The organism is Streptomyces purpurogeneiscleroticus, from assembly GCF_020024005.1.
In the GTDB taxonomy this organism is placed as follows: domain Bacteria; phylum Actinomycetota; class Actinomycetes; order Streptomycetales; family Streptomycetaceae; genus Streptomyces; species Streptomyces purpurogeneiscleroticus.
On sequence record NZ_NHSG01000099.1, the window covers coordinates 1 to 25,162 of the forward strand.

At 71.5% G+C, this 25,162-nt stretch carries 18 protein-coding genes; 9 read left to right on the forward strand and 9 right to left on the reverse strand.

The annotated features are described in order from the left end of the window. Positions 1 to 207: 207 nt before the first annotated feature. Positions 208 to 1,185, forward strand: a complete 978-nt coding sequence (locus CCS38_RS03880; RefSeq protein WP_223731769.1) for a carbohydrate kinase family protein — start codon at positions 208 to 210, stop codon at positions 1,183 to 1,185. 138 nt (positions 1,186 to 1,323) lie between these two features. Here the strand turns inward: CCS38_RS03880 and CCS38_RS03885 are convergent, their stop codons facing one another. Next, positions 1,324 to 1,605 (reverse strand): metal-sensitive transcriptional regulator, encoded by a 282-nt coding sequence (locus tag CCS38_RS03885; RefSeq protein ID WP_030264417.1) that lies wholly within the window; start codon positions 1,603 to 1,605, stop codon positions 1,324 to 1,326. An 87-nt stretch (positions 1,606 to 1,692) separates the two neighbouring features. On the opposite strand from CCS38_RS03885, the gene CCS38_RS03890 reads away from it, so the two are divergent. Continuing rightward, complete coding sequence (locus tag CCS38_RS03890; protein ID WP_223731770.1) at positions 1,693 to 2,268, forward strand: rhodanese-like domain-containing protein; 576 nt, start codon at positions 1,693 to 1,695, stop codon at positions 2,266 to 2,268. 60 nt (positions 2,269 to 2,328) lie between these two features. Here CCS38_RS03890 and uvrA read toward each other — a convergent pair whose 3' ends face one another. Continuing rightward, on the reverse strand, positions 2,329 to 5,403 hold the full coding sequence (uvrA, locus tag CCS38_RS03895; protein WP_223731771.1) for an excinuclease ABC subunit UvrA: 3,075 nt from the start codon (positions 5,401 to 5,403) through the stop codon (positions 2,329 to 2,331). Between the two features lie 565 nt (positions 5,404 to 5,968). Between uvrA and CCS38_RS03900 the strand changes: the two genes are divergently transcribed. Next, entirely contained in the window at positions 5,969 to 6,697 is a 729-nt protein-coding gene (locus tag CCS38_RS03900) for a maleylpyruvate isomerase family mycothiol-dependent enzyme (RefSeq protein ID WP_223731772.1), read from the forward strand. Positions 6,698 to 6,771: 74 nt separating this feature from the next. Next, a complete protein-coding gene (locus CCS38_RS03905) occupies positions 6,772 to 7,428 on the forward strand; it encodes an MBL fold metallo-hydrolase (RefSeq protein ID WP_223731773.1) in 657 nt (218 codons plus the stop codon). Positions 7,429 to 7,509: 81 nt separating this feature from the next. On the opposite strand, the gene CCS38_RS03910 is transcribed toward CCS38_RS03905, so the two are convergent. Then, on the reverse strand, positions 7,510 to 8,508 hold the full coding sequence (locus CCS38_RS03910; RefSeq protein ID WP_223731774.1) for a TerC family protein: 999 nt from the start codon (positions 8,506 to 8,508) through the stop codon (positions 7,510 to 7,512). 320 nt (positions 8,509 to 8,828) lie between these two features. After that, entirely contained in the window at positions 8,829 to 10,985 is a 2,157-nt protein-coding gene (uvrB, locus tag CCS38_RS03915; RefSeq protein ID WP_223731775.1) for an excinuclease ABC subunit UvrB, read from the reverse strand. 479 nt (positions 10,986 to 11,464) lie between these two features. On the opposite strand from uvrB, the gene CCS38_RS03920 reads away from it, so the two are divergent. The 3 genes from CCS38_RS03920 (at position 11,465) to CCS38_RS03930 (ending at position 13,692) form a co-directional block, all read left to right on the forward strand. Next, the gene (locus tag CCS38_RS03920) at positions 11,465 to 12,358 is read left to right on the forward strand and encodes a glycerophosphodiester phosphodiesterase family protein (RefSeq protein WP_223731776.1); all 894 of its coding nucleotides are present in this window, start codon (positions 11,465 to 11,467) and stop codon (positions 12,356 to 12,358) included. A gap of 105 nt (positions 12,359 to 12,463) precedes the next feature. Then, the gene (locus CCS38_RS03925; protein ID WP_223731784.1) at positions 12,464 to 13,015 is read left to right on the forward strand and encodes a methylated-DNA--[protein]-cysteine S-methyltransferase; all 552 of its coding nucleotides are present in this window, start codon (positions 12,464 to 12,466) and stop codon (positions 13,013 to 13,015) included. 125 nt (positions 13,016 to 13,140) lie between these two features. After that, on the forward strand, positions 13,141 to 13,692 hold the full coding sequence (locus CCS38_RS03930; RefSeq protein ID WP_223731777.1) for a DUF1697 domain-containing protein: 552 nt from the start codon (positions 13,141 to 13,143) through the stop codon (positions 13,690 to 13,692). A gap of 24 nt (positions 13,693 to 13,716) precedes the next feature. On the opposite strand, the gene CCS38_RS03935 is transcribed toward CCS38_RS03930, so the two are convergent. The 5 genes from CCS38_RS03935 to CCS38_RS03955 all read right to left on the reverse strand — a co-directional run bounded on the left by CCS38_RS03935 (position 13,717) and on the right by CCS38_RS03955 (position 22,448). Next, positions 13,717 to 14,172, reverse strand: a complete 456-nt coding sequence (locus tag CCS38_RS03935; RefSeq protein ID WP_223731778.1) for a type II toxin-antitoxin system PemK/MazF family toxin — start codon at positions 14,170 to 14,172, stop codon at positions 13,717 to 13,719. A 95-nt stretch (positions 14,173 to 14,267) separates the two neighbouring features. After that, the gene (locus CCS38_RS03940; RefSeq protein ID WP_223731779.1) at positions 14,268 to 14,915 is read right to left on the reverse strand and encodes a nucleoside/nucleotide kinase family protein; all 648 of its coding nucleotides are present in this window, start codon (positions 14,913 to 14,915) and stop codon (positions 14,268 to 14,270) included. 187 nt (positions 14,916 to 15,102) lie between these two features. Next, positions 15,103 to 16,992 carry a helicase-associated domain-containing protein gene (locus CCS38_RS35475; RefSeq protein ID WP_223731780.1) on the reverse strand — a complete coding sequence of 630 codons (1,890 nt, stop codon included), beginning with the start codon at positions 16,990 to 16,992 and terminating at the stop codon, positions 15,103 to 15,105. A 159-nt stretch (positions 16,993 to 17,151) separates the two neighbouring features. Then, positions 17,152 to 18,420 (reverse strand): SWIM zinc finger family protein, encoded by a 1,269-nt coding sequence (locus CCS38_RS35480; protein ID WP_223731781.1) that lies wholly within the window; start codon positions 18,418 to 18,420, stop codon positions 17,152 to 17,154. A 1,061-nt stretch (positions 18,421 to 19,481) separates the two neighbouring features. Then, positions 19,482 to 22,448, reverse strand: a complete 2,967-nt coding sequence (locus tag CCS38_RS03955; RefSeq protein WP_223731782.1) for an SCO1167/SCO6262 family helicase — start codon at positions 22,446 to 22,448, stop codon at positions 19,482 to 19,484. 476 nt (positions 22,449 to 22,924) lie between these two features. Here CCS38_RS03955 and CCS38_RS03960 point away from each other — a divergent pair, with 476 nt between their 5' ends. Together CCS38_RS03960 and CCS38_RS03965 are read left to right on the forward strand one after the other, a co-directional pair. Then, entirely contained in the window at positions 22,925 to 24,505 is a 1,581-nt protein-coding gene (locus tag CCS38_RS03960; RefSeq protein WP_223731783.1) for a UvrD-helicase domain-containing protein, read from the forward strand. Between the two features lie 292 nt (positions 24,506 to 24,797). Beyond that, a partial coding sequence (locus CCS38_RS03965) for a DUF6343 family protein (protein ID WP_308050670.1) occupies positions 24,798 to 25,162 on the forward strand: 365 nt, incomplete at its 3' end.

Sequence of the window (25,162 nt, forward strand, 5' to 3'; positions counted from 1 at the left end):
CACCACCGCGACGGGTGTGTCATGCGGCGCCACCGCGCGAGGTGCGGGGAGGGAGATGGGGATGGGGCGGGAGTGACTGCGCCCCCTGTCACCTGACCCGTTGTCCGCCCCGCACCTCGCGCGGTGGCGCCGCATGACACACCCGTCGCGGTGGTGCCGCATGACACACCCGTACTGCCCCGGACCGGCCCCGGAAAGGACCCCCTCGTGATCGTCGTCGCCGGCGAAGCCCTCATCGACCTCGTCCCCGCGAGCACAGCGGACGGCGGGCGCGCGCCCGCGGACGGCGCCGCGCTGCCCGCGCTGTCGCCGCAGCGGGGCGGGGGCCCGTACAACACCGCGGTCGCGCTGGGCCGGCTCGGCTCCCCCGCCGCCTTCTGCTCGCGGGTCTCCACGGACGCCTTCGGCGCGTCACTGCTGGACGGCCTGCGGGCGGCCGGCGTGGACACCTCGCTGGTCCAGCGGGGCGCCGAGCCCACCACGCTCGCGCTCGCGGACATCAGCCCGGACGGTTCGGCCGGCTACGGCTTCTACGTCGAGGGCACCGCCGACCGTCTCTTCACCCTGCCGCCCGCCCTCCCCGACGACGTGCGCGCCCTCTCCCTGGGGACCTGCTCACTGGTACTGGAACCGGGCGCGAGCGCGTACGAAGCGCTGATGCGGCGCGAGGCGGCCCGCGGCGTGTTCACCGCGCTGGACCCGAACATCCGCGCCGGCCTGATCGCCGATCCGGACGCCTACCGCGCCCGCTTCGGCTCCTGGCTCCCGCACACCGCCCTGCTGAAGCTCTCGGAGGAGGACGCCCGGTGGCTGGCCGGCGCGGAGGACCTGCCGGCGGAGGCGGCCGCCGACGCGGTGGCCGGAGCGGTGAAGGAGTGGCTGGCCGCGGGCCCGGCGGCCGTGGTGCTCACCCGGGGCGGCGACGGCCTGACCGCAGTGACGCCGGCCGGCGAGGTGACCGTACCGGGCGTACGCGTCGACGTCGTGGACACGATCGGCGCGGGCGACACGGTCAACGCGGCGCTGCTGCACCGCCTGGACGCGCACCACGCGCTCTCCCCCGCCGCGCTGGCCCGCCTGGACGCGGACGCCTGGCGGGACATCCTCGGCTTCGCCGCCCGCGCCGCCGCGCTCACCTGCTCCCGCGCGGGCGCGGAACCGCCGTACGCGTCGGATCTGGCCTGAGCCGTTCCGACCGGGCGTGACCTGCCCGTTCTTACGTGGCGGGACCCGATGGCCGCCCTGAGGCGGGCCGGGGCGGCGGGGCGGTGACGCGCCGCCCGCCGCCGCTCATCGCGGCCGATGGCGGTCGATGGCGGCCGATCACGCCAGCGACAGGAAGAGCTTCTCCAGCTTGGCGCGCATCTCGTCGCGCTCCATCTGCGGGGCCGCGCCCTCGGCCTCACCCGTCAGGCAGTGCTCCAGGCCCGTGGCGATGATCGCGAAACCGGCCCGGTCCAGCGCACGGGAGGCCGCGGCCAGCTGCGTGACGACCTCTTCGCAGGACCGGCCCTGCTCGATCATGCCTATGACCCCGGAGATCTGCCCCTGGGCCCGGCGCAACCGGTTGACGGCGCCTTTCAGTTCCTCTGCTGGCAGCTCCACGGCCTTTCCTTTCCACGAATACCCCCGCGGGTATGGTAGCGCTGGTCCTTGCACCCGCATTCCCGGTACGTCCGCGAGAGGACCCGCATGGCCACCCCCGCCGCACCGCTGTCGGTCGAAGATCTCCGCCCCCGTCTGTCCGAGCTGACGCTCATCGACGTCCGCACCCCCGGGGAGTACGCCTCCGGACACATCCCCGGTGCCCTCAACGTGCCCCTCGACCAGCTCGACCAAGCCGTACCGACCCTGCGCTCGGTCACCGCGCGCGGACCGCTCGCCGTGGTCTGCGCGGGCGGCAACCGTTCCGCCACCGCCTGCGACCTGCTCGCCGACGCCGGGGTCACCGCCGCATCGGTGACCGGCGGCACCAGCGCCTGGGCCGCCGGCGGTCATCCGCTGGACCACCCCGCCGACGGCCGCGCCGTCTGGCCCATGGAGCGCCAGGTCCGGCTGGCCGCCGGGTCGATCGTGCTGGCCGGTGTGCTCGCCGACCGGGTCCTGCCGGGTGCGAAGTACCTGTCCGCCGCCCTCGGCGCCGGTCTGGTCTTCTCCGCCGTGACCGACACCTGCGGCATGGCCAGGGTCCTCGGCAGACTCCCGTACAACCGCCGTCCCGCCGCACTCCCGTCCCTCGCCACCACCCTCCGCACGCTCGAGTACTGACGGGCTCAGGGGCTGGGCCGCTGTCCGGCCCCTGAGCCTCTGTTCAGTCCCTGCCGTCCGTCAGGACTCCCCCTTCGCCCCCTTCGACTTCACCGCCTTCGTCACGGTCTTCTTCTTCGCCGGCGCCTTCGCGGCCACGGTCTTCTTGGCCGCGGTCTTCTTCGCGGCGGTCTTCTTCGCGGCGGTCCGCTTCGTCGCCGTCTTCCCGGCCGCCGTCTTCGCCGCCGCCGACGTGGTCTTCTTCGCCGCCGAGCGGTTCGCCGACGCGCCCTTCGACGAGGCCGCGTCGCTGACCCGGTCGCCGAGGATGTCCCGCAGGAACTTGCCGGTGTGGCTGGCCGGGACCCCGGCGACCTGCTCGGGCGTGCCCTCGGCGACCACGAGGCCGCCGCCGCTGCCGCCCTCCGGGCCCATGTCCACGACCCAGTCCGCCGTCTTGATCACATCGAGGTTGTGCTCGATGACGATCACGGAGTTGCCCTTGTCGACCAGCCCGGACAGCACGCGGATCAGCTTGTTGATGTCCTCGAAGTGCAGACCGGTCGTCGGCTCGTCCAGGACGTAGACCGTGCGGCCCGTGGACCGCTTCTGCAGCTCCGACGCCAGCTTCACGCGCTGCGCCTCACCGCCGGAGAGCGTCGGCGCGGGCTGCCCGAGCCGGACGTACCCGAGGCCGACCTCGTTGAGCGTCTTCAGGTGCCGGGAGATCGTCGGCACCGCCTCGAAGAAGTCCAGCGCCTCCTCGATCGGCATGTCCAGCACCTCGGCGATGGACTTGCCCTTGTAATGCACCTCCAGCGTCTCGCGGTTGTACCGCGCGCCGTGGCACACCTCGCACGGCACGTACACGTCCGGCAGGAAGTTCATCTCGATCTTGATCGTGCCGTCGCCGGAGCAGTTCTCGCAGCGGCCGCCCTTGACGTTGAAGGAGAAGCGGCCCGGCAGATAGCCGCGGACCTTCGCCTCCATCGTCTCCGCGAACAGCTTGCGGACGTGGTCGAAGACGCCGGTGTACGTCGCCGGGTTCGACCGCGGCGTGCGGCCGATGGGCGACTGGTCCACGTGCACGACCTTGTCGACCAGGTCGTCGCCCTCGACCCGGGTGTGCCGTCCGGGCACCGACTTGGCGCCGTTCAGCTCCCGCGCCAGGTGGGTGTAGAGGATGTCGTTGACCAGCGTCGACTTGCCCGATCCGGAGACGCCCGTGACGGCGGTCAGGACGCCCAGCGGGAAGGACACGTCGATGTCGCGGAGGTTGTTCTCCTTCGCGCCGTGCACCGTGAGGCGGCGGTCGAAGTCCACGGGCCGCCGCACGCCCGGCGTCGGGATGACCTTCTTCCCCGAGAGGTACTGCCCGGTCGCCGACTCCTCGTTGGCCAGCAGCTCCTTCAACGGGCCGCTGTGCACGACCTTGCCGCCGTGCTCACCGGCTCCCGGGCCGATGTCCACCACCCAGTCCGAGGTCTTGATGGTGTCCTCGTCGTGCTCGACGACGATCAGGGTGTTGCCCAGGTCGCGCAGGCGGACCAGGGTCTCGATGAGACGGTGGTTGTCCCGCTGGTGCAGGCCGATGGACGGCTCGTCGAGCACGTACAGCACGCCGACCAGCCCGGAACCGATCTGGGTGGCGAGCCGGATGCGCTGGGCCTCGCCGCCGGAGAGGGTGCCGGCCGCGCGGTTCAGCGAGAGGTAGTCCAGGCCGACGTCGACCAGGAACCGCAGCCGCTCGTTGACCTCCTTCAGCACCCGCTCGGCGATCTTCTTCTGCCGCGCGTCCAGCGTCATGTCGCGCAGGAAGTCGGCGCAGTCGCTGATCGACATGGCGGCGACATCGGCGATGGACTTGTCCTGCACCGTGACGGCCAGCACGATCGGCTTCAGCCGCGTGCCCTCACAGGCCGGGCAGGGCACCTCGCGCATATAGCCCTCGAAGCGCTCGCGGCTGGAGTCGCTCTCCGCCTCGGAGTGCCGCCGCCGGACGAATGGCAGGGCGCCCTCGAACGGGGTGGTGTACCGGCGCTCCCGGCCGTAGCGGTTCCGGTAGCGCACCTCGATCTGGGTGCGGTGGCCGTTGAGCAGGGCCTTCTTGGCACGCTGCGGCAGGCCGGCCCAGGGGATGTCGGTACGGAAGCCGAGCGCGTCGGCGAGCGCGCCGATCAGCCGGCCGAAGTACTCCCTGTTGTGACCGTGCGACCAGGGATGGATGGCGCCCTCGTCGAGCGACTTCTCCTCGTCCGGGACGATCAGCTCGGGGTCGACCTCCATGCGCGTACCGATGCCCGTGCACTCGGGGCAGGCGCCGAAGGGCGAGTTGAAGGAGAAGGAGCGCGGCTCCAGCTCCTCGAACGACAGGTCGTCGTACGGGCAGTAGAGGTGCTCCGAGTACATCCGCTCGCGCTGCGGATCGTCGGCGTCCAGGTCGACGAAGTCGAGGATGACCATGCCGCCGGAGAGGCCGAGCGCGGTCTCGACGGAGTCGGTCAGCCGGCGCTTGGCGGTCTCCTTGACCGTGAGGCGGTCCACGACCACCTCGATCGTGTGCTTCTCCTGCTTCTTCAGCGTCGGCGGCTCGGAGAGCTGGATCGTCTCGCCATCGACCCGGGCTCGGCTGTATCCCTTGGTCTGCAGGTCGGAGAAGAGGTCGACGAACTCGCCCTTGCGCTCGCGGACCAGCGGCGAGAGCACCTGGAACCGGCTGCCCTCGGGCAGCTCCAGCACCTTGTCCACGATGGCCTGCGGCGACTGGCGGGCGATCGGTCGGCGGCACTCGGGGCAGTGCGGCTTGCCGATGCGGGCGAAGAGCAGGCGGAGGTAGTCGTAGACCTCGGTGATCGTGCCGACCGTGGAGCGCGGGTTGCGCGAGGTCGACTTCTGGTCGATGGAGACCGCCGGGGAGAGGCCCTCGATGAAGTCCACGTCGGGCTTGTCCATCTGCCCGAGGAACTGCCGGGCGTACGAGGACAGTGACTCGACGTAGCGCCGCTGGCCCTCGGCGAAGATCGTGTCGAACGCGAGCGAGGACTTGCCCGACCCGGAAAGGCCCGTGAACACGATGAGGGAGTCGCGGGGGAGGTCGAGCGAGACGTTGCGGAGATTGTGCTCGCGAGCGCCACGGACGATGAGACGGTCTGTCACGCCGGTCGGCACCTTTCGTGAGAGGAGCGGGGTGCCGCGCACCCCCGCCCCAGGGTATGGGGGCCGCCGCGGCAATGTCTGTCGATGTCGTTTCGATGCCACACACGAGCCTATAGCACGTGCATTCGATTTACGGTCTCCGCCGACCGGGTTCACCCAAAGGTGTGGCCGGACGGCTTTCCGCTGACGCGAAGGCGCCGGTGCCCCGGCGCACCACCGCGGAGCGGCCTCCTGCACAGCGGAACCGGACGCCTGGACACGCCGCGCCGAACGCCTGCTCACGGCGGCGCCGGACGTCGGATCCCACCGCGTCCTTCACGGTAACGCCGGGGTCTGACAACGCCGGCTCCCGAACCGACCACAACGCCACTGACCTGCACATATACGCCCGAGGACCGACGAGCGCGCAGCCCCGGACACCGCGTCGGCCCGGCCTGGCGCACCCCTTCTGCAACACCGGAACCGGCCCGGTCCTTCCCCTGCCGCGTGCCGGAACCGTCGCGCGCTCCCGGCTGACGACGTGCGCCGACTCCCGCGGTGACGGCGGTGGCGCTAGCTTCGGACCATGACCGACACCGCACAGGAATTCGCGTACGACGCGGCAGCCGTCCACGCCGCCACCGACCGCCTGCTGGTCTCCGTGGCCAAGCTGGACGACGAGGCCGTGGGGGAGCCGTCCCTGCTGCCCGGCTGGTCCCGCGGCCATGTGCTCGCCCACCTCGCCCGCAACGCCGACGCGCTCGCCAACCTCTTCGCGTGGGCGCGTACGGGCATCCGCACGCCCATGTACGCCACGCCCGCGGCCCGCGACGCCGACATCGAGCGGGACGCCGACCGGCCGCTGGCCGTCCACCTGGAAGACCTGCGGTCCAGCGCCGAGCGCTGGGAGACGGCCTGCTCGGCCCTGGGGCCCGAGCGCCTGTCGTACGAGGTGGAGATGCGCAACGGCATCGTCGAGCGGGCCGGGCGGCTGCCCTTCCGCCGGCTCGCCGAGGTCGAGCTGCACCACGTGGACCTCGGCGTCGGCTACACGGTCGACCACCTGGCGACGGAGTACGTGGACGCCGAGCTGGCCTTCCTCGCGGAGCAGCGGCTGAAGGGGCACCCGGACGTCGCCGCACTGGAGCTGTGCACCGACGACGGGCGGAGCTGGCGGACGGGCCGCGCCGACGGCACCCCGCTCACCGTGAGCGGCTCCCCGACCGCACTCGTCGGCTGGCTCACCGGCCGCTCCAACGGCGCCGGCCTCACCACCGCCAACGGCGCCGGCCTCCCCGAGCTGCCGGACCGCTGACCTGGCGTTCGGCCGGTACCGCGGTAGGCCCCCGGAGGCGATGCTTCCCGAGCCCCGGCCAGTAGGCTGCGGGCATGGCGTACACCGGAGCAGTCAAGGTCGGCGGACCGGCCGACGTACACGAGCTGACCGATCTGATGATCTCCAAGGTCGCGGTCGGTCCGATGAACAACAACGCCTATGTGCTGCGCTGTCGCGCGACCGACGCGCAGTTGCTGATCGACGCCGCCGCGGAGCCGGACACCCTGCTCGCGCTGATCGGCGAGAGCGGCATCACCTCGGTCGTCACCACGCACCAGCACCAGGACCACTGGGGAGGGCTCGGCGAGGTCGTCGAGCGGACCGGCGCGCGGACCTTCGCCGGCCGCTACGACGCCGAGGGCATTCCCGTACCGACGGACGTCCTGGTGGACGACGGCGACACCATCAGCGTCGGACGGGTCACGCTCACCGCCCGCCACCTGGTCGGCCACACCCCCGGCAGCATCGCGCTGGTCTACGACGACCCGCACGGCCACCCGCACCTCTTCACGGGCGACTGCCTCTTCCCCGGCGGGGTCGGCAATACCCGGGGCAACGCGAAGAACTTCGCCAGCCTGATCGACGACGTCGAGAACAAGCTCTTCGCGCGGCTGCCGGACGAGACCTGGGTCTACCCGGGCCACGGCGCGGACACCACGCTCGGCGCCGAGCGCCCGCACCTCGCGGAGTGGCGCGAGCGCGGCTGGTAGGAGCCACCGGAAACGACGACAGTGCGCGGTGTACGGGCGAGAGCCCGCACACCGCGCACTGTTTTATGCCGCTCCGGCGCCTCAGGCGCCTATGGAGTCCTTGTCCTTGCCCTCCGCGCCGGCGGCCTCGGCCTGCGCCTGCTTCTTCGAGGCGCGCAGGCTGGTGATGGTCGTGACGATCAGCACGGCGCAGATGACGCCCAGCGAGACCGGGATGCTGATCTCCGGGACGTGCACACCGGACTCGTGCAGGGCGTGCAGCACCAGCTTCACGCCGATGAAGCCGAGGATGATCGACAGGCCGTACGAGAGGTGGACCAGCTTCTTCAGCAGTCCGCCGATGAGGAAGTACAGCTGCCGCAGACCCATCAGCGCGAAGGCGTTGGCGGTGAAGACGATGTACGGGTCCTGGGTGAGACCGAAGATCGCGGGGATCGAGTCCAGCGCGAAGAGGACGTCGGTGGTGCCGATCGCCAGCATGACGATCAGCATCGGCGTCATCAGGCGCTTGCCGTTCTCCACGATGAACAGCTTCGTGCCGTGGTACTTGTCGGTCGACGGGAAGCGCCGCTCGACCATCTTCAGGAAGCGGTTCTCCTCGAACTCCTCGTCCTGCTCCTCGGCACGCGCCTCCTGGATGAGCTTCCAGGCCGTCCAGATGAGGAAGGCGCCGAAGATGTAGAAGACCCAGGAGAAGTTGGCGATGATCGCCGCGCCGGCGCCGATGAAGACGGCCCGCAGCACCAGTGCGATCAGTACGCCGATCATCAGCACTCGCTGCTGGTATATCGACGGCACCGCGAACTTCGCCATGATCAGAACGAAGACGAAGAGGTTGTCGACGCTCAGCGACTTCTCGGTGATGAAGCCGGCGAAGAACTCACCAGCCGGCTGTCCGCCGCCGAACAGCAAGAGCCCGAGCCCGAAGAGGGCGGCGAGCGCGATCCAGACGCCGGTCCAGATACCGGCTTCCTTGATGCTCACGTCGTGCGGCTTGCGGCCGCCGATGAAGAAATCGGCGGCGATGAGGGCGCACAGACCAAGAATGGTCAGCACCCACAGATTCAGGGAAACGTCCACTGCTCCTCCGGCAGATTCGTAACGGCACTCACAGCGTCGTCGCTGCCGGAGGTCTCTTCCGCCCCGAGATCGCGGACTGTTCCGCGACGCTTAGTGGGCCGGCGCCCCGGGATCTCCAACCGATCCGTGATGACGGGTACGCCGCAGGCGGGAATACTCCCCTCCGCACAAATGAGCGTAAAGGAACACCATGGAAAAGTAAAGAGTTAGGCAAAAGACCTGGTCGGGGCAGGTGCAAGGGAAAGACCCGCCTTCCTCTCGATACGACGGTAGGCGCACGGGCCTCGCCCGTACGCCTACCGTTTTCCCCGCTCCCCCGCCTACTTCAGCCCTGCCTCCCTCATCTGGCGCAGCTCCTTCTTCAGCTCGCTCACCTCGTCGCGCAGCCGGGCGGCGACCTCGAACTGGAGCTCCGCGGCGGCCGCCCGCATGCGGTCCGTCATCTCTTCGATCATCTCGGCCAGCTCGGCGGCGGGCCGGTCCGTCGGCACGCCGTCCCCGGCCTTGCCCTTCGCGCCCTTCTTGGCGCCCTTGCCGGCCTTCTCGGCGGCGCCGCCCAGCGCCGGCACCGGTGCCTTCCCCTTGGCGTCCTTGCCGTCGGCCGCCTTGCGGTACCCCGTGCCCAGCAGCTCCTGCGTGTCGACGTCCTCGCGCGCGATCGTCGCGACGATGTCGTTGATCTTCTTGCGGAGCGGCTGCGGGTCGATGCCGTTCGCCTTGTTGTACGCGAGCTGCTTCTCGCGGCGCCTGTTGGTCTCGTCGATGGCCTTCGCCATCGCCGGGGTGACCTTGTCCGCGTACATATGGACCTGGCCCGAGACGTTGCGCGCCGCACGGCCGATCGTCTGGATCAAGGACGTACCGGACCGGAGGAAGCCCTCCTTGTCGGCGTCGAGGATCGCCACCAGGGAGACCTCGGGCAGGTCCAGGCCCTCCCGGAGGAGGTTGATGCCGACCAGTACGTCGTACTCGCCGGCGCGCAGCTCACGGAGCAGCTCCACCCGGCGCAGGGTGTCCACGTCGCTGTGCAGATAGCGCACCTGGATACCCAGCTCCAGGAAATAGTCCGTGAGGTCCTCGGCCATCTTCTTGGTGAGGGTCGTGACCAGGACGCGCTCGTCCTTCTCGGTGCGCGTGCGGATCTCGTGGACCAGGTCGTCGATCTGCCCGTCGGTGGGCTTGACGACCACCTCCGGGTCGACGAGGCCGGTCGGGCGGATGATCTGCTCCACGTGCCCGTCGCCGCGCGAGAGCTCGTACGGGCCGGGGGTCGCGGAGAGGTAGACGGCCTGCCCGATGCGCTCCTGGAACTCCTCCCACTTCAGCGGGCGGTTGTCCAGCGCGGACGGCAGCCGGAAGCCGTGGTCGACCAGGGTCCGCTTCCGGGAGGCGTCGCCCTCGTACATCGCGCCGATCTGCGGCACCGTGACGTGCGACTCGTCGATGACCAGGAGGAAGTCCTCCGGGAAGTAGTCGAGGAGGGTGTTCGGCGCGGAGCCCCGCTCGCGGCCGTCGATGTGCAGCGAGTAGTTCTCGATGCCGGAGCACGTGCCGATCTGGCGCATCATCTCGATGTCGTACGTGGTCCGCATCCGCAGCCGCTGGGCCTCCAGGAGCTTGCCCTGCTTCTCCATCGTGGCGAGCTGCTCGGCAAGCTCGGCCTCGATGCCGGCGATCGCCTTCTCCATGCGCTCGGGGCCCGCCACATAGTGGCTCGCGGGGAAGACGTACAGCTGCTGGTCGTCGCTGATGACCTCGCCGGTCAGCGGGTGGAGGGTCGACAGCGCCTCGATCTCGTCGCCGAACATCTCGATGCGGACGGCCAGCTCTTCGTAGACCGGGAAGATCTCGATGGTGTCGCCGCGCACCCGGAAGGTGCCGCGGGTGAACGCCACGTCATTGCGCGTGTACTGGATGTCCACGAAGCGGCGCAGCAGCTGGTCGCGGTCGATCTCCTCGCCGACCTTCAGGGGCACCATCCGGTCGACGTACTCCTGGGGCGTGCCCAGGCCGTAGATGCAGGACACGGAGGAGACCACGATCACGTCCCGCCGGGTGAGCAGCGAATTGGTCGCGGAGTGGCGCAGCCGCTCGACCTCTTCGTTGATCGAGGAGTCCTTCTCGATGTACGTGTCGGACTGCGGGACGTACGCCTCGGGCTGGTAGTAGTCGTAGTACGAGACGAAGTACTCGACCGCGTTGTTCGGCAGGAGCTCGCGGAATTCGTTGGCGAGCTGGGCCGCGAGGGTCTTGTTCGGCGCCATGACGAGGGTCGGGCGCTGCAGCTTCTCGATCATCCACGCGGTCGTCGCCGACTTGCCGGTGCCGGTCGCGCCCAGCAGGACGACGTCCTTCTCACCGCCGCGGATGCGCTGCTCCAGCTCGGCGATGGCCGCCGGCTGGTCGCCACTGGGCTGGTACGGGCTGACGACCTCGAAAGGCGCCGCCGTGCGTTCGATCTGGGAAACGGGCCGCATGGAACCCACCGTACGACCCACCACTGACAACCGGCGTCCATAACGCCGGCGCCGCCGCCACGGAGGCGTCCGCACACCCTTCGTCACGAGGTATTTCCTGCTTCAGGACACTCTTCCTGCCCGTGCGGCCCTGCCGGTCACCGGCTCCCCGATACTCCCTGTGGCCGCCCCGCCGGCGCTCGTCCGTGGCGGCGTGATCGCACGCAAGAGGTGAACCGGCCAAAGCCGCCCGTCGGCCAAAAGGCGACGATCTGCCACCGGGCGCCCTGGAACAGCGGTCAAGCGCTGGTTTCCCCGGCCTTGGCCGGAAACTCCGTTGCGTGATCATGCAATCCAAATCGTCCCCGTACGGTCCCAAACCCGGGACACACGACACTTCTCGTTCAATTTATGTCCATCCCTGACCTATCTTCCAGTACACCGCCGCTGGGAACCTGCCGCCGACCGCCCCCCGCCGACGTCGAATCCGAGGAGTCCGTATGCATATTCGGCCTGCCGCCGCTGCTGCCGGCGCGCTCGTGGGGCTGACGGCGCTCTGCCTCCCCACTGCCGCCCAGGCCGCGGACCACCCGCACAGACCGGTCACCGTCGCGCACAGAGGAGCCTCGGCCTACGCCCCCGAGAACACCATCGCCGCCGTCGACGCCGCCGACCGCATGGGCGTCACCTGGGTGGAGAACGACGTCCAGCGCACCAAGGACGGCAAGTTGATCGTCATGCACGACACGACGCTCAACCGCACGACCAACGTCGAGGAGGTGTACCCCGGCCGGGCTCCGTGGAAGATCTCCGACTTCACCCTCGACGAGATCGAGAAGCTGGACGCGGGCAGCTGGTTCAACGCGAAGTTCAAGGGCGAACGGGTCCCCACGCTCGAGCGCTACATGGACGCGGTCACCCGCAACGACCAGAAGCTGCTGATGGAGCTGAAGGCGCCCGAGCTCTACCCCGGTATCGAGGCGGAGGTCCTGCGGAAGCTGCGGGAGGAGGGCTGGCTGGACCGGCAGCACGTGAAGCACCGGCTCGTCATCCAGAGCTTCAACGCCGACTCGGTCAAGAAGGTGCACGAACTGCGCCCGGCCGTCAAGACCGGCTTCCTGGGCACGCCGGCCATCGCCGACCTGCCCAAGTACGCGGAATTCACGGACCAGATCAATCCCAGCTACAAGACGCTCAACATGGCGTACGTCTCGGCCGTGCACGCGTTCCAGGGCGCGCACGGACGCCCGCTGGAGGTCTACACCTGGACCGTCAACGACGCGGCCACGGCCAAGAAGGTCGCGAGCTGGGGCGTCGACGGCATCATCACCAACACTCCGGACGTCGTGCGGAACGCTCTGAAGGACTCCGGATACCTGATCCCGGCCGCGTAATCCGCCGCCCCTCGGGGGTGCTCACGGCTTCGCCGGCTGCTCTCCACGGCGATTGTCAGTGGGGAGTTCTAGGCTGAAGCCGTGACCATTTCCGAGACGCAGACGATGTCCGAGGAGCGCGAGAGGCCGCCGCGCGACTGGGCCTGGCGCATGCTGGACACCCCCATCGGCCCGCTCCTGCTCGCGGGCACCGACACCGGCCTGGCCCTGGTCGTCTTCCACGCCGACGACAGGGCCCGGACCAGGTCGCTCGCCCGGCTGCGCGGCGCGTTCGGCACCGAGCCGGTCGCCGCGATACCGGCGGTGGACACGGCCGCCGCGGAGCTCGTCGCGTACTTCGCCGGTGAGCTGCGGGACTTCTCGGTTCCGCTGGACTGGTCGCTGTCCTCGGGGTTCAACGAGCGGGTGCTGCGTGAGCTGGCCGCCCGCGTGCCGTACGGCACGGTCGTCGGCTATCAGGACCTGGCCGACCGGGTCGGCGAGCCGGGCGCCGCCCGCGCGGTGGGCGCCGCCATGGGCTCCAATCCGCTACCGGTCGTCGTGCCGTGCCATCGCGTCGTCGAGAGCGGCGGCGGACTCGGCGGGTTCGGCGGCGGCCTGGAGACCAAGCGGCAGCTCCTGGCCCTGGAAGGAGTGCTGCCGCAGCCGCTCTTCTGACCGGAGGGGCCGCTCTGCTGCCGAGCGAGGCCGCCGTTCCGTGCCGCGCCTGCCCCGCTGCTCCTGTCCTGCTCCGCTGTTCCGGCCCTGTGGCCACTACGTCTGCCCTGTGAAAGGTCCCGCTCATGTCCCGTCAGGTCGCCCTGCTCCGCGGCATCAACGTCGGAGGGCACCACAAGTTCCCCGTGGCGCAGCAGCGCGCGCTGATGGCGGAGCTGGGCTTCCAGGACGTCACCGTCCTCCTCCAGACCGGCAACATCGTCTTCGCCGACCCCGGCGTCCCTCCGGAGGAGACCGCGCGCGCCCTGGAGGCCGGTTTCGCGGCCGCGCTGGGCTTCTCCGTACCGGTCATGGTCCGCACCCGTGACGAGATCGCCGCCACCGTCGCGGCCAACCCGTTCCCGGAGGCCGTGGCGGAGCCGAAGACGCTGCACGTCACGTTTCTGTCGGAGCAGCCCGCCGACACGGCCCGGCTGGACGCCCTGGACCCGGCCGGGTACGCACCGGACGCCTTCCGGCTGCTCGGCCGCGACCTGTACCTCTGGTGCCCGGAGGGCATCGGGCGTTCGCGGCTCGCCGCGGCCGTCACCGCGGCGAGCCTGAAGCTGGGCGTCACGGCCACCGCCCGCAACTGGAACACCGTCAACAAGATCCTGGCCGTGGCGGACGGCGGGTGACGCCTCGGTAGGACAGGGTGGGGTTCAGCGCCAGCCGTACCGCTCCCGCAGCCGGTTCACGACCAGGTTGAAGCGGCCCCGGTCCAGCGCGCAGGCTTCCCGCCGCATGCCTTCCGGATGCACCCGTAGCACGCGGTCGAGGGCGATCCACGAGGGCCGCTCGGCGCGGTCCCAGGGCCCGGAGCCGATCGCCACCCACTCCCGGTCGTCGTGCCGCTTGCTGGACAGCTGCACGGCGAGCAGCGTGCCCGTCCGCTCGCGGGCGACGACCAGCACGGGCCGGTCCTTGCCGCGCCCGTCGTTCTCCTCGTACGGCACCCAGGTCCACACGATCTCGCCGGGGTCCGGGTCGCCGTCGGGGTCCGGCGCGTACACCGTGCGGACCGCGCCGACCGTCCGCGGCCGCGCCTCCACGGTCGCCGTCGCTCCGGTGCTGCCCGGCAGCGCCGCCGCCTGTCCGCCCACTTCGTCGATTGCCATGGCGTCACGGTATCGGGCAGTGGATCAAGGCTGGTGAGGCCCCGTCAGCACCCTGACCGGTGCGGATGCCGCCCTGCCCCCTCCCCCTGCCCGTCCTACCGGCCGGGGCCGATGCCGCTCCACGCCGGGCGGCGCGGATCGTCGGCCCGTACGACGACGTCGGCGGCCTCCCTGGGCCCCACCTCCGCCTCGTACCGCGCGAACGCCGGCAACGTCCACCGCTCGCCCGCCTCCGTGCGCCGCTCCAGCGCGCCCGGCGACAGCCCGAGGTGCACGGTCAGGTCGAACGGGAACCACTGCCCGAGCAGCAACGGCCCGTGCAGGATCAGCACGCCGCCGGGCGGCAGCGCGACATACGGGCTGCGGGTCGCCCGGTCCCGCTCCGGGTCCCACAGGTCCGGGAGCACCCGGCCGCTGCCCCCGGCCTCCAGCGGGTTGAACACCTCCCGCCACAGCGCCTGCCGGTCGAACCACTCGTCGTAGTACGCGTCCGGATCGTGCCGCCCGTACTCCAGACGCAGCGACGCCGGCCGCAGGAACCCGTAGGCGCCGCTCTTCTGTACGAAACGGCCGCGCAGCCGCAGCGCTTCGGCGAGCCGCCCGGCCAGCTCCCCGGGGCGGGCGGCGGGGGCCGCGTCGATGCCCACCCGCAGCCAGGGGCTGCCGTCCTGCGCCGTCGTGCCCGCCACTTCCTCGGCGAGCGCATCGGTCAGCCGTTCCCAGGTGATCGCTTGGAGCCGCACGCCGTCATTCTGCCGCCTCGGCTTCGCAGGTGGGCCGAGCGGGCCCACCTACGGGGAGCCGAGCGGGCCCCGCCCCGGCGCGTCGTTGACCTCCGGCGCCGGGTAGTTGATCATGAAGTGGGAGGCTCTCCGGCCGCACGGACAGCCGGCCGGCGGGCTTCCTCCCTTCAGCCGTCCAGGAGACGCCTCAGCCGTCCAGGAGGCGCCGGGCCACGGCGAGGTGATCGGTGGGCTTCCGGAGCGGGGCCCGGCTGCGGTACGCAGCCGTGCGTTCGACGACGGTCGTACCGGTCTCCGCTTCGAGGGCCGGGGCGTAACCGGCCGCCCGCAGGGCATCCAGAGTGGGGCCCGGCTCCTGCGCACTGACGAGCACGGTCGGCGCGATCGCCCGCAGCCCGAGGTCACGCAGCGCCCGGTGGGCGGTCAGCTCATGGACGAGCGCGGCGTCGTCGGAACGGATGCAGCAGCCGGCGCGCACGACCCGTATGCGCCCGTGCGTACGCGCCGTGTCCTTGATCAGATACGTCAGCGGATGCGGCAGCGGCCCCGTGGCGGACACCGCGGTGAGGTCGTCGATCAGCGCGTCAGCGGTGCGGCCCGCGTCCAGCGCCCGGCGGATGGAGGCGCCGCTGAACCGCCACGCGGTGGCGCTGTCGTCGGACTCGCGGTCGGCGGCGAGCGCGAGCAGCGCGGACAGCTCGGCCGAGGGCGGCCCCGGCACGATGGCCGTCAGATCGCCCTGGAACAGGGCCTGTTCGAGCGGCGGGGGAAGCAGCGTACGCAGTGCCGCGCGCAACGGGGCGGGGTCGGCTGCCGTCTCCGCGCGGAGGAGGGCCCGGCCGACGGGCGTGAGCGTCCCGTAGGCGACGAGGCCCAGGAAGGCGGCCTCGTCGAGCGTGTGGGCAGCACGTTCGAGGATCATCGGCTCGTCGGCGACGGCCAGCGGGCAGTGCCAACCGGCGACCGCCACCAGGGGTCGCAGCGCCTCCAGCGACGACGCGTCCGGGGGCGGGATCGGAACGCCGGAACCGGGCGCGGCACGGTCACCGGTGGCCGTATCCGTGCTGGTGGCCGTGTCCGTGCTGGTGGCGAGGGCGGCGAGCAGACCGTGGCGCAGGGCGGGCGCGCGGCGGTCGTCCCCGCGCTCCAGGGCCGTCGGCGTCTCCCCGAACGGCGTCCACGTGGCGATCGCCCAGTGCCGGGCCCACGCGGTGAGGACCGGCAGCAGCCGCTCACCGGGCGGCAGCGCGAGCCAGTCGTCGTACCCGCTGGTGGGCAGCGCGACGGTGCCGGTGGGCGTACGGCTCAGCGCGATCAGGTCGGCCGCCAGCGTGAGGTCGAGCAGGAGCCGGGTGCGGGGCTCGGAGGTGCCGGCCGCCTTCGCCAGCCGCCGGATCTCGCGTACGGCGGGCCCGCCGGACTTGCGCAGCGCCGCGGGCTGTACGGCCAGCGCGGCGAGCAGCCGCTCCAGGGCCCCGGCGAGCGCGGCGGCCGCCGCCTGCGACTCGGCCGTCAGGGCCCGCTCCTCGACCGGCGCCGGGGTGGCTGCCGGGGAAGCCGGCGAGGGCTCGGGCTCGAACGCGCCGAGGTCATGACCGCCGATCAGTTGCGCCGTGCGCGGCGGTACGGCGACCCGGCCGTCCTCCGTCGGCGCGGCGAGCCCCGCCTCGTACAACGCTTCCAACGCCGCCCCGACGGCGTCCCGTTCCGCACCGAACGCCGCGTACACGTCCGCTACCGGCACCGACTCCGTCGCCAGGTCCGGAAAGGCCAGGCTGTGGGCCATGAGGGACTGGTAGCCGGCGCCCGGATCGGGGGCGGCCGGTCCGTGCGCGGCCTCCCGGGCGCGCTCCTGGCTGATCCGGGCGGTCGCGGCCAGCACCTGGAGGCACGGCCGGTCGAGCCCCAGCACTACTTGGTGCAGCGTTTCGTACGACCACAGGGAGGCGGCCAGGTCACGGAGCCGGGCCGGCGCGGGGCGGCGCGAGAGGGGCTCGGCATGCCGGGTGAGGAGCGCGGCGAGCTGTTCGGGCGTGCGCCGCGCGAGAGCGTTGGTGAGTGTGTCGAGACCTTCCACGGGGTGACTCTCTTCGGTCGTCTCTTCGTCGTCTCTTCAGTCGCGTCAGTCGTCTGCTGGGCCGTCTGCGCAGTCGTCCACTTCGTCTGCCCGTCCACCTCGTCGAGTCGTCTGCTTCGTTGTTGGGTCGTCTACTTCGTTGGGCGCCTGCTGGGTCGTCTACTCCGTCGCGAGCAGCGGAGTGAGAGCGCCCACGGGGTCGGCGTCGGCACGTCCGGTGGGCCACCAGTCCTCCGCCCCGGGGTCGGATTCGTACGGATACCAGCGGCCGTCGCGGCCGAAGCGCAGCTGTATGCCACGGTCGGCGTCCGTGAGGTGGTTGTGCCGGGGCCGCAGCGAGGGGAGGTCGGCGGCCGACAGGGCGCTGCGGGCGCGGTCGAAGTCACCGGCCGGCGGGTCCCACGTCGTCTCCAGAAGGCGGAGGCCTTCCGGCCCGCCCTGCCGCCAGGCGGCCACGGCACGCGCGACGTCGTTCACCGGCCGGTCGGTGGCCTCGGCGACGCCACGGTAGATCTCCCTCGTGCTGGCGGTCAGCCCCGAGGTGGGGTGCGCCCCGGCGACCAGCCGGATCGCGTCCTCCCAGAGGGTGCGGGCGGGGAACGGCGAGGCCGCGGCCTCGGTGGACGCTTCGCCGGGTGGGCCGGGCACTGTCCGGGCGTCGGCCAGGCATGCGCGGGCCCGGGCGGCGGCATCGGCGGCCAGCAGTTCGATGGCGGCCGGATCGATGGCCGGGTCGTCGGCCGTCGGCAGCACCAGGGGCCGCCCGGGGTGCGCCGGGACGGGCAACGGTGGTGGCAGCGGCGGACGGTCCCGTACTTGGAGGGCCGCGCGGGCCGGTACTCCGGGGAGCGTCGCGCGGGCCGCCCGTTCGGAGTGGGCGCTGTGGGTGGCGTTGCGCCGCGCGAGGTCGTCGAGCAGCTCCCGCTCGCCGCGTCCGCGCATGAGGAGCAGCACGAACGGATCGGCATCCAGCAGCCGGGCGGCCTGGAAACAGAGCGCCGCGGCATGCTTGCACGGATGTCCGCGATCGGGACACGAACAGCGCGGTACGAGATCCCCGGGGCCGGGCAGCAGCCGCGCGCCCGCCTCGTCCTGCCGCTCCGCCAAGGCCCGGGGCACCGTCCTGCCCAGCAGGGCCGCCAGGTGGGCGGGCCGGGCGGCGACGCCGTCGAGGAAGGCTTCCCACGCCGCGTCCGTGAAGGGCCGCAACCGGAGCTCGGCCCGGTACGGATACGGCCGGCTGCCCGTGACCGGCGCGGAGATACGGCCCGGGGCCACGGTGATCCGGCCGACGTGCCCGCCGTTCGCGTAGTCCCGGCCACGCGCGAGCCGCGCTGTGTCGAGCGCCGTGCTCTCCAGCGCGTCGAGCCATGCCCGGCCCCACCAGGTCTCGGCGAACTCCTCACCGTCCCCACCACCGGCCGCCACCGCGGGGAACACCCGGGCGCGGCCTGCCGCACGACTCGCCGCCTCGGTTCCATCGCCCTGTGCGCTCGCAGTACCTCCGGCACTCCCCTCGCCGGGGCCACCGTGCGCGCCCTCCAGCGCGCGCCCCAGGCCCCGTCCGGACGCAGCAGCAGTCGGAGCGACAACCGACTCCGCAGCCGCAGCCGCAGCCGCATCGCCAACGCGCTTCCTGTCTGCAGGCTTCCTGCTGGTTGGCTTCCTGCCGGCGGGCGTCCGGCCGACAGGCTTCTCGTCTTCCCGCGCCGCACCGTCGCGGGCCTTCTCCTGCCCCACGCGTGACACCGCTTGGCGAGCCCGCTCAGCAGCCGCACTCCGGCGCGCAGCCCCCTGCCCCGCGCCCTCGTTGGCCGCCCCCGCGCCCTCGTCCGTCACTGAAAACGCCTGCGCCGGAGACGCCTGCGTCGGAGATGCCTGCCCCTGAGGCGCCCGCTTCTGAACCGGCTGCTTCTGGGATGCCCGCACCCGGGCACGCCTCGCTTCCCCGACCGCCCGCTTCAATGCCTGCCGGGCCCGCTCCGCCCCCTGGCTGCGGCTTTCCTCGCCGTCACCGGCCGGGCCCGCCGACGGGCCGCTGTCGGGCGCCGCGTCAGCCGACTGCGGGGCCGACCGTGGGCCCCACTGCCGGGGCTCTTCGGGCTCACGGACGGCGCGCCCGGGCCCCCGCCCCGTACGCCGCACAGCCTGCCGCGCACGCTCGGCCGCCTCACTTCGCCGCCCGACCGCGAACCCGGGTTCCTCGACTTCGTCGGCCCGCTGCGCACCATCACTCGCGTCCGCGCCCGCACCGCGCCCAGCGCGGTCCCCCGTGCGCGCCGCTTCCCCCAGCGCCTCCTCGGTGTCCCGGTCACGGCTCGCCTCCGCGGCGGCCTCACGCGCCCGCGCAATGGCCCGGCCCCGCTCCAACTCCCGGCGGACCCGCTCCAGTCCCTCACCCGTGGCCGCCGCTCCGTGCCCCTCCTCGCCCCGGCCGGGCTGGTCGTTCCGCTCACTCGGGTGGTGCTCATCGCGCTGCTCATGGCTGCTCATGCCGACCTCCTCAGCGTGACGAGGTCGGAGAGTTCCGCGTCCGTGAGTTCGGTCAGGGCCGCCTCGCCACCGGTGAGCACGGCCTCGGCCAAGGAACGCTTGGCGGCGAGAAGTTCGGCGATCCGGTCCTCCACCGTCCCCTCCGTGACCAGTCGGTGCACCTGGACGGGTTGTGTCTGCCCGATCCGGTAGGCCCGGTCGGTCGCCTGCTCCTCCACGGCCGGATTCCACCAGCGGTCGTAATGGATCACGTGGCCGGCACGGGTGAGGTTCAGCCCCGTGCCCGCGGCCTTCAACGACAGCAGGAACACCGGGACTTCGCCCGCCTGGAAGCGGTCGACCATCGCCTCCCGCTGCGCGACCGGCGTCCCGCCGTGCAGCAGCTGAGTGGGTACGCCGCGGGCCCGGAGATGCTCCTCAAGAAGGCGCGCCATCTCCACGTACTGCGTGAAGACCAGCGCCGCGCCGTCCTCCGCGAGGATCGTGTCCAGCAGTTCGTCGAGCAGTTCGAGCTTGCCAGAGCGCGCGGTGAGGCCGGGTGCGGCCTCCTTCAGGTACTGCGCCGGGTGGTTGCAGATCTGTTTGAGCACCGTGAGCAGCTTCATCACCAGACCGCGCCGCGCCATGCCGTCCGCCGCCTCGATACGGGCGAGCGTCTCGCGGACGGCCGCTTCGTACAGCGCCACTTGCTCGCGGCCGAGCGGCACCGGGTGGTCGGTCTCCGTCTTCGGGGGCAGCTCGGGCGCGATACCGGGGTCGGACTTCTTCCGCCGCAGGATGAAGGGCCGTACGAGCCGGGCGAGGCGTTCCGCGGCGCCGGGCACCTCGCCGCCTTCGATGTCGCGGGCGTGCAGGGCCCGGAAGGTCTTGAGCGGCCCGAGCAGTCCGGGTGTCGTCCAGTCGAGCAGGGCCCACAGCTCGGAGAGGTTGTTCTCCACGGGCGTGCCGGTGAGGGCGACCCGCGCGGGCGCCTTGATGGTGCGCAGCGCCTTGGCCGTGGTGGACTGCGGATTCTTCACATGCTGCGCCTCGTCGGCGACGACCAGCCCCCAGGAACACTCGGCCAGCCTCTTGGCGCTGCTGCGCATCGTGCCGTACGTGGTGAGGACGAAGCCGCCCTTCAGGTCCTCCAGGCTGCGCCCGCTGCCGTGGAAGCGCCGCACGGGGACACCGGGGGCGAACCGCTCGATTTCCCGCTGCCAGTTCCCGAGCAGCGAGGCCGGGCAGACCACGAGGGTGGGGTCGGGGTGATCACGGTGGAGGTGCAGCGCGATCGTGGTGACGGTCTTGCCCAGGCCCATGTCGTCGGCGAGACAGCCGCCGAGCCCGAGTGCGGTCATACGGTCCAGCCAGGCCAGGCCGCGGAGCTGGTAGTCCCGGAGGGTGGCGTGGAGACCGGCGGGCTTCTCCAGTGGCGCGGCGTCCGCGGTGAGGCGTGTACGGAGGTGGGCGAGCGCTCCGAGCGGTACGACTTCGACGCGCTCCCCCTCGACCTCCGTCTCACCGGCCAGCGTCACGGCGAGCGCCTCTGTGGGATCGAGGTATCCCAGCTCCCTCTTGCGGGCCTTGCGTACGAGTGCAGGGTCCACGAGCACCCACTGGTCGCGCAGCCGCACGAGGGGGCGGTGCGCCTCCGCGAGTACGTTCATCTCCGCGTCGCTCAACGGGGAACCGCCGAGCGCCATCTGCCATTCGAAGCGCAGCAGTCGCTCGGCATCGAAGAAGCCGAACCCGTCCGCCGCAGAACCGGGCGCCGGCCGCACAACAGCGGTGGCGGTCAGCCCCCGGGCCAGCTCCTTGGGCCAGTGGACGGCGACCCCCGCTGCCTTCAGGCGCGGCGCGGCGTCGCCCAGCAGCTCGTACAGTTCTTCTTCGTCGAGCGACAGGACATCGGGAACGGCGCGGTCCAGCAGCCGGCCGAGCGGCGGCCAGACGCGGGCCGCCCTGCGCAACGCGAGCAGCGCGTCCACCTGCGCGCGCGGCCCGAAGCCGTCGGGCGCCTGCCCGTCCCACAGCTCCCGCGCGTCCGCGACCAGCGTCGGGTCGGTGAGATGGCTGACCTGCAGAACAGCCGCAGCGGCCCCGGCCCTGCCACTCGTCCCGTATCCCTCTGCACTACCGTGCCCTGTCTCCCCTGCAGCGTCTCCCTCCGTCTCCTCCTCCCCCGACATGTCGAACAACTCGTGTGCCGACAGGTCCAGCCGCAGCGAGATCCGTACACCGCTGTCCACGCCCGCAGCGACCTCCGCCGCCCAGTCCCGCGCGCCGGGCAACCGCTGCGGAACGGCCGCGGCGAACGGGGCGCCCGCCACATGCACCGCAGCCGGCGTGCGTGGCAGGACATCGACGACGGCATCGATGAAGGCGCGCACCAGGGCGTTCGGCGCATGCAGCTGGAGAGGCTTGCTGCCGGGCACCGGGGCAGCATGGGCCTCGGCGGGCATGGCGGCGGCAATCGCCCGCAGCTGCGCGGCATCCTCGGCGTCCAGCGGCCCGGCGCGCCAGGCGTCCGCGTCATCGGCGGTGAGGCCCGGAAGCATGCGGCCGCGCGCCACCAGGTGGAGCGCCTGCCAGGCGGCCGCGCCCCAGCACGCGGTGGCCGGATGCGCCATCGGATCATGGCGGGCGCGAACGAGCAGAGGCACGGCCTCGGCGACGGTCAGTTCGAGCGCGGGAACCGTACGGCTGCGGACGGAGTTCCCCTGCCTCCGCACGACCTTCAGCTCCGTGGCCTCCGCCGCGCCCGGGGGCTCGGGCAGCGGCTCGCCGTCCGGACTCCAGAAGGCGATCTTCCCAGCACGCGGCAGCTCGGCCGGCAGAAACACCGCCGCGTGCCGGATCACATCGTGCGACGCCGCGGCCGGGCTCGCGCGACCGTCGAGGAACGGCCCGGACGGCGCGGCGCCGGTCGACCGGGCCTGCCCGGTCGCCTCCCGCGCGCTCATCTCCCGCCGTCCCGCCATGCCGTTCCGTTCGTGTCGTACTCCGACTCGTGAGTCTACGGTCGCCTCCATCAGCTCCCCCTCCCCGTCCGCGGTGCGGCCGCTGCCGCGCAGCCGCGACCCTGCGTGAAAACCATGGAAGCAGACGGCACTGACAATCCCGCTGGAACGATCACCAAGTCAGTTATCCACAGGCAAAACCGCTGGTCAGAAATTTCTCGCCCACCGATCCCAGCGATCCACTACCGTTCGATCTCCAGTGACTCAACGTGACTGCGAGTGCGTGCTGAGCAAGCCACCGAGCCGTCTCCGGCCTTACCGAACCCCGCGGTCCAAGACATTTCACAGGAGCCCCTATGACCACCGACCAGCCCTCCTCGCTCACCACCACGCCGACAACATCCACATCCCCCACCGAGCACAGGCGCGCTCCCCACACTCCCCGCACCCGAAGCCGCCCACCCGACTCCCGCCACCGTGACGGCCCGGGCAGCCCCATGCCTCGTACTTCGCACTCCCCCACCTCTGAGCAGCTGGCCGCCGCCGACGCCTTCCATGCGGGCGACCACCTCGTGCTCCAGGCCGGCGCGGGCACGGGCAAGACGACGACCTTGGCGATACTGGCCCGCAGCACGCGCCGGCCCGGCCGCTACCTCGCGTTCAACAAGGCCATCGCGCAGGACGCCGCCCGGCGCTTTCCCGCACACGTGACGTGCAGTACGGCCCATTCCCTGGCGTACGCGGCCGTGGGCCACCGGTTCCAGCGACGGATGAACGCACCCCGACAGGCAGCCTGGCGGACCGGCTCCGCCCTGGGCATCGACACCGACCACCGGCTCCGTATCGGTGCACGAACGCTGAGCAGCAAAGCCCTTTCCTACACAGTCCTGCGTACCGTCACCGAGTTCTGCCGCTCCGCCGACCCAGTACTGACTCCTGCCCACGTACCTCGCCTGCGCGGCGCGGAATCCGACGCGTTGCACGGCCAGCTGGCGCACGCCGTCCTCCCGTACGCCCGTAAGGCGTGGGCCGACCTTCAGGACCCCGAGCGTGGCGCCGTCCGCTTCGAGCACGATCACTACCTCAAGATGTGGGCGCTGAGCGCACCGGTCATCCAGACCGATTTCCTGCTCCTCGACGAAGCCCAGGACACCAACCCCGTGGTCGAACAGGTCTTCAGCGCCCAGCGTGCGCACGCTCAACTGGTGCTCGTCGGTGACTCGGCGCAGGCCATCTACGGCTGGCGGGGCGCACGCGACGTGATGACCGGCTTCCGCGGCAGACAGCTCACGCTCTCCCAGTCATTCCGTTTCGGCCCTGCGCTCGCGGCAGCGGCGAACCGCTGGCTGGCAATCGTCGACGCTCCGATCCGGCTCATCGGCTCACCTCTCTTCAACACCGAACTCGGGCCTCTCCCCCATCCCGACGCCGTGCTCTGCCGGTCCAACTCGGGCGCGATGGCGGAGGTCATAAGGCTGCTGTCGGACGGGCGCAGAGTGGCCCTGGCAGGTGGCGGCGACTCCCTGACAGCTCTGGCCCGGGCCGCGTACGAGCTCCAGCGCGGCAACCGGACCACCCACCCCGAACTGACTCTCTTCGAATCCTGGGAGGAACTGCGGGAGTACGCCACCGCCGACCCGTCCGGCCGAGACCTCCTGCCACTCGTCGAACTCCTCGACGAACACAGCACGGAGAGCGTCCTCCGCGCACTGGGCAGCCTCTCGAGCGAGGACAGGGCCGACATCACGGTTTCGACCGCCCATCGGGCGAAGGGCCGCGAGTGGCCGAGCGTGCGCATCGCAGCAGACTTCACGGAGCCGGACGGGCTGGAGGAGACCGGCGAGGACGGAGAACCGTTGCCGGGCCCGATCGACCTCGATGAGGCGCGGCTGGCGTATGTGGCGATCACCAGGGCGAGGAAGCGCCTCGACCTGGGCGGACTGTCCTGGATCAACAGCCACCCGGCCGGCGATGCGCTCATGCATGCTCAAGCACCACGGACGGTAACGGCACGGCCGCCGGGCACCGCGTCTCAGCCAGCCATCCAAAGTTATCCACAGGCTGGCAGAGGGGCGTGACGGGAGAACCGAACCGGAGGATCCTTAAGGAAGAGAAAGCCGCCCGGGTAAGCAAAAGCCCAGTTCAACGGGCAATGACGTGATGCGTGCAGCGACCCCGCAGGCACCTACGCCAAGCCCCGCACCCCACCAACATCGAAACGACCGGAGGCACACAGGAGACGGACACAAAACAGCCAGAGGTGAGAGACAGAGAGTGACGCGCGAGTCGGCGACGGCGAGTACCAGCGTCCTCCGAACGTCCACTTCCGAACTTCCGATGAACCAAGGCGGGGATGCGTGGTGAGTGGTGATGCGTACGGGCAATGAGCCCTTGGAGGCACGGAGCATGCTGAAAACGCGGCGCGCTCTGGCGTTGTGGGGGCTGATATGGGCGGCGGTCGGCGTGGCCGTCTTCGTGGTGGTCGATCGTCCCGGTTGGGCCGCCGGCTGTGCGGTCGTGGCGGCACTGGCCGCGACGGACCTTGCGATCGTGTGCCGCCACATACGCCAGGGGCCGCACTACCAGCCTGGCAAGAACGTCCCACCGTACGAGCCGGACGGCGGCCGCAACGAGTTCACCGACCCGCGACGCGGTGGAGCGCGGCCGGGCCTGGGGCCCGGTATGGGGCCTGACCAGGGTCCAGAGAGGCGCGAGGGACGCGGGGGACGCGGGGG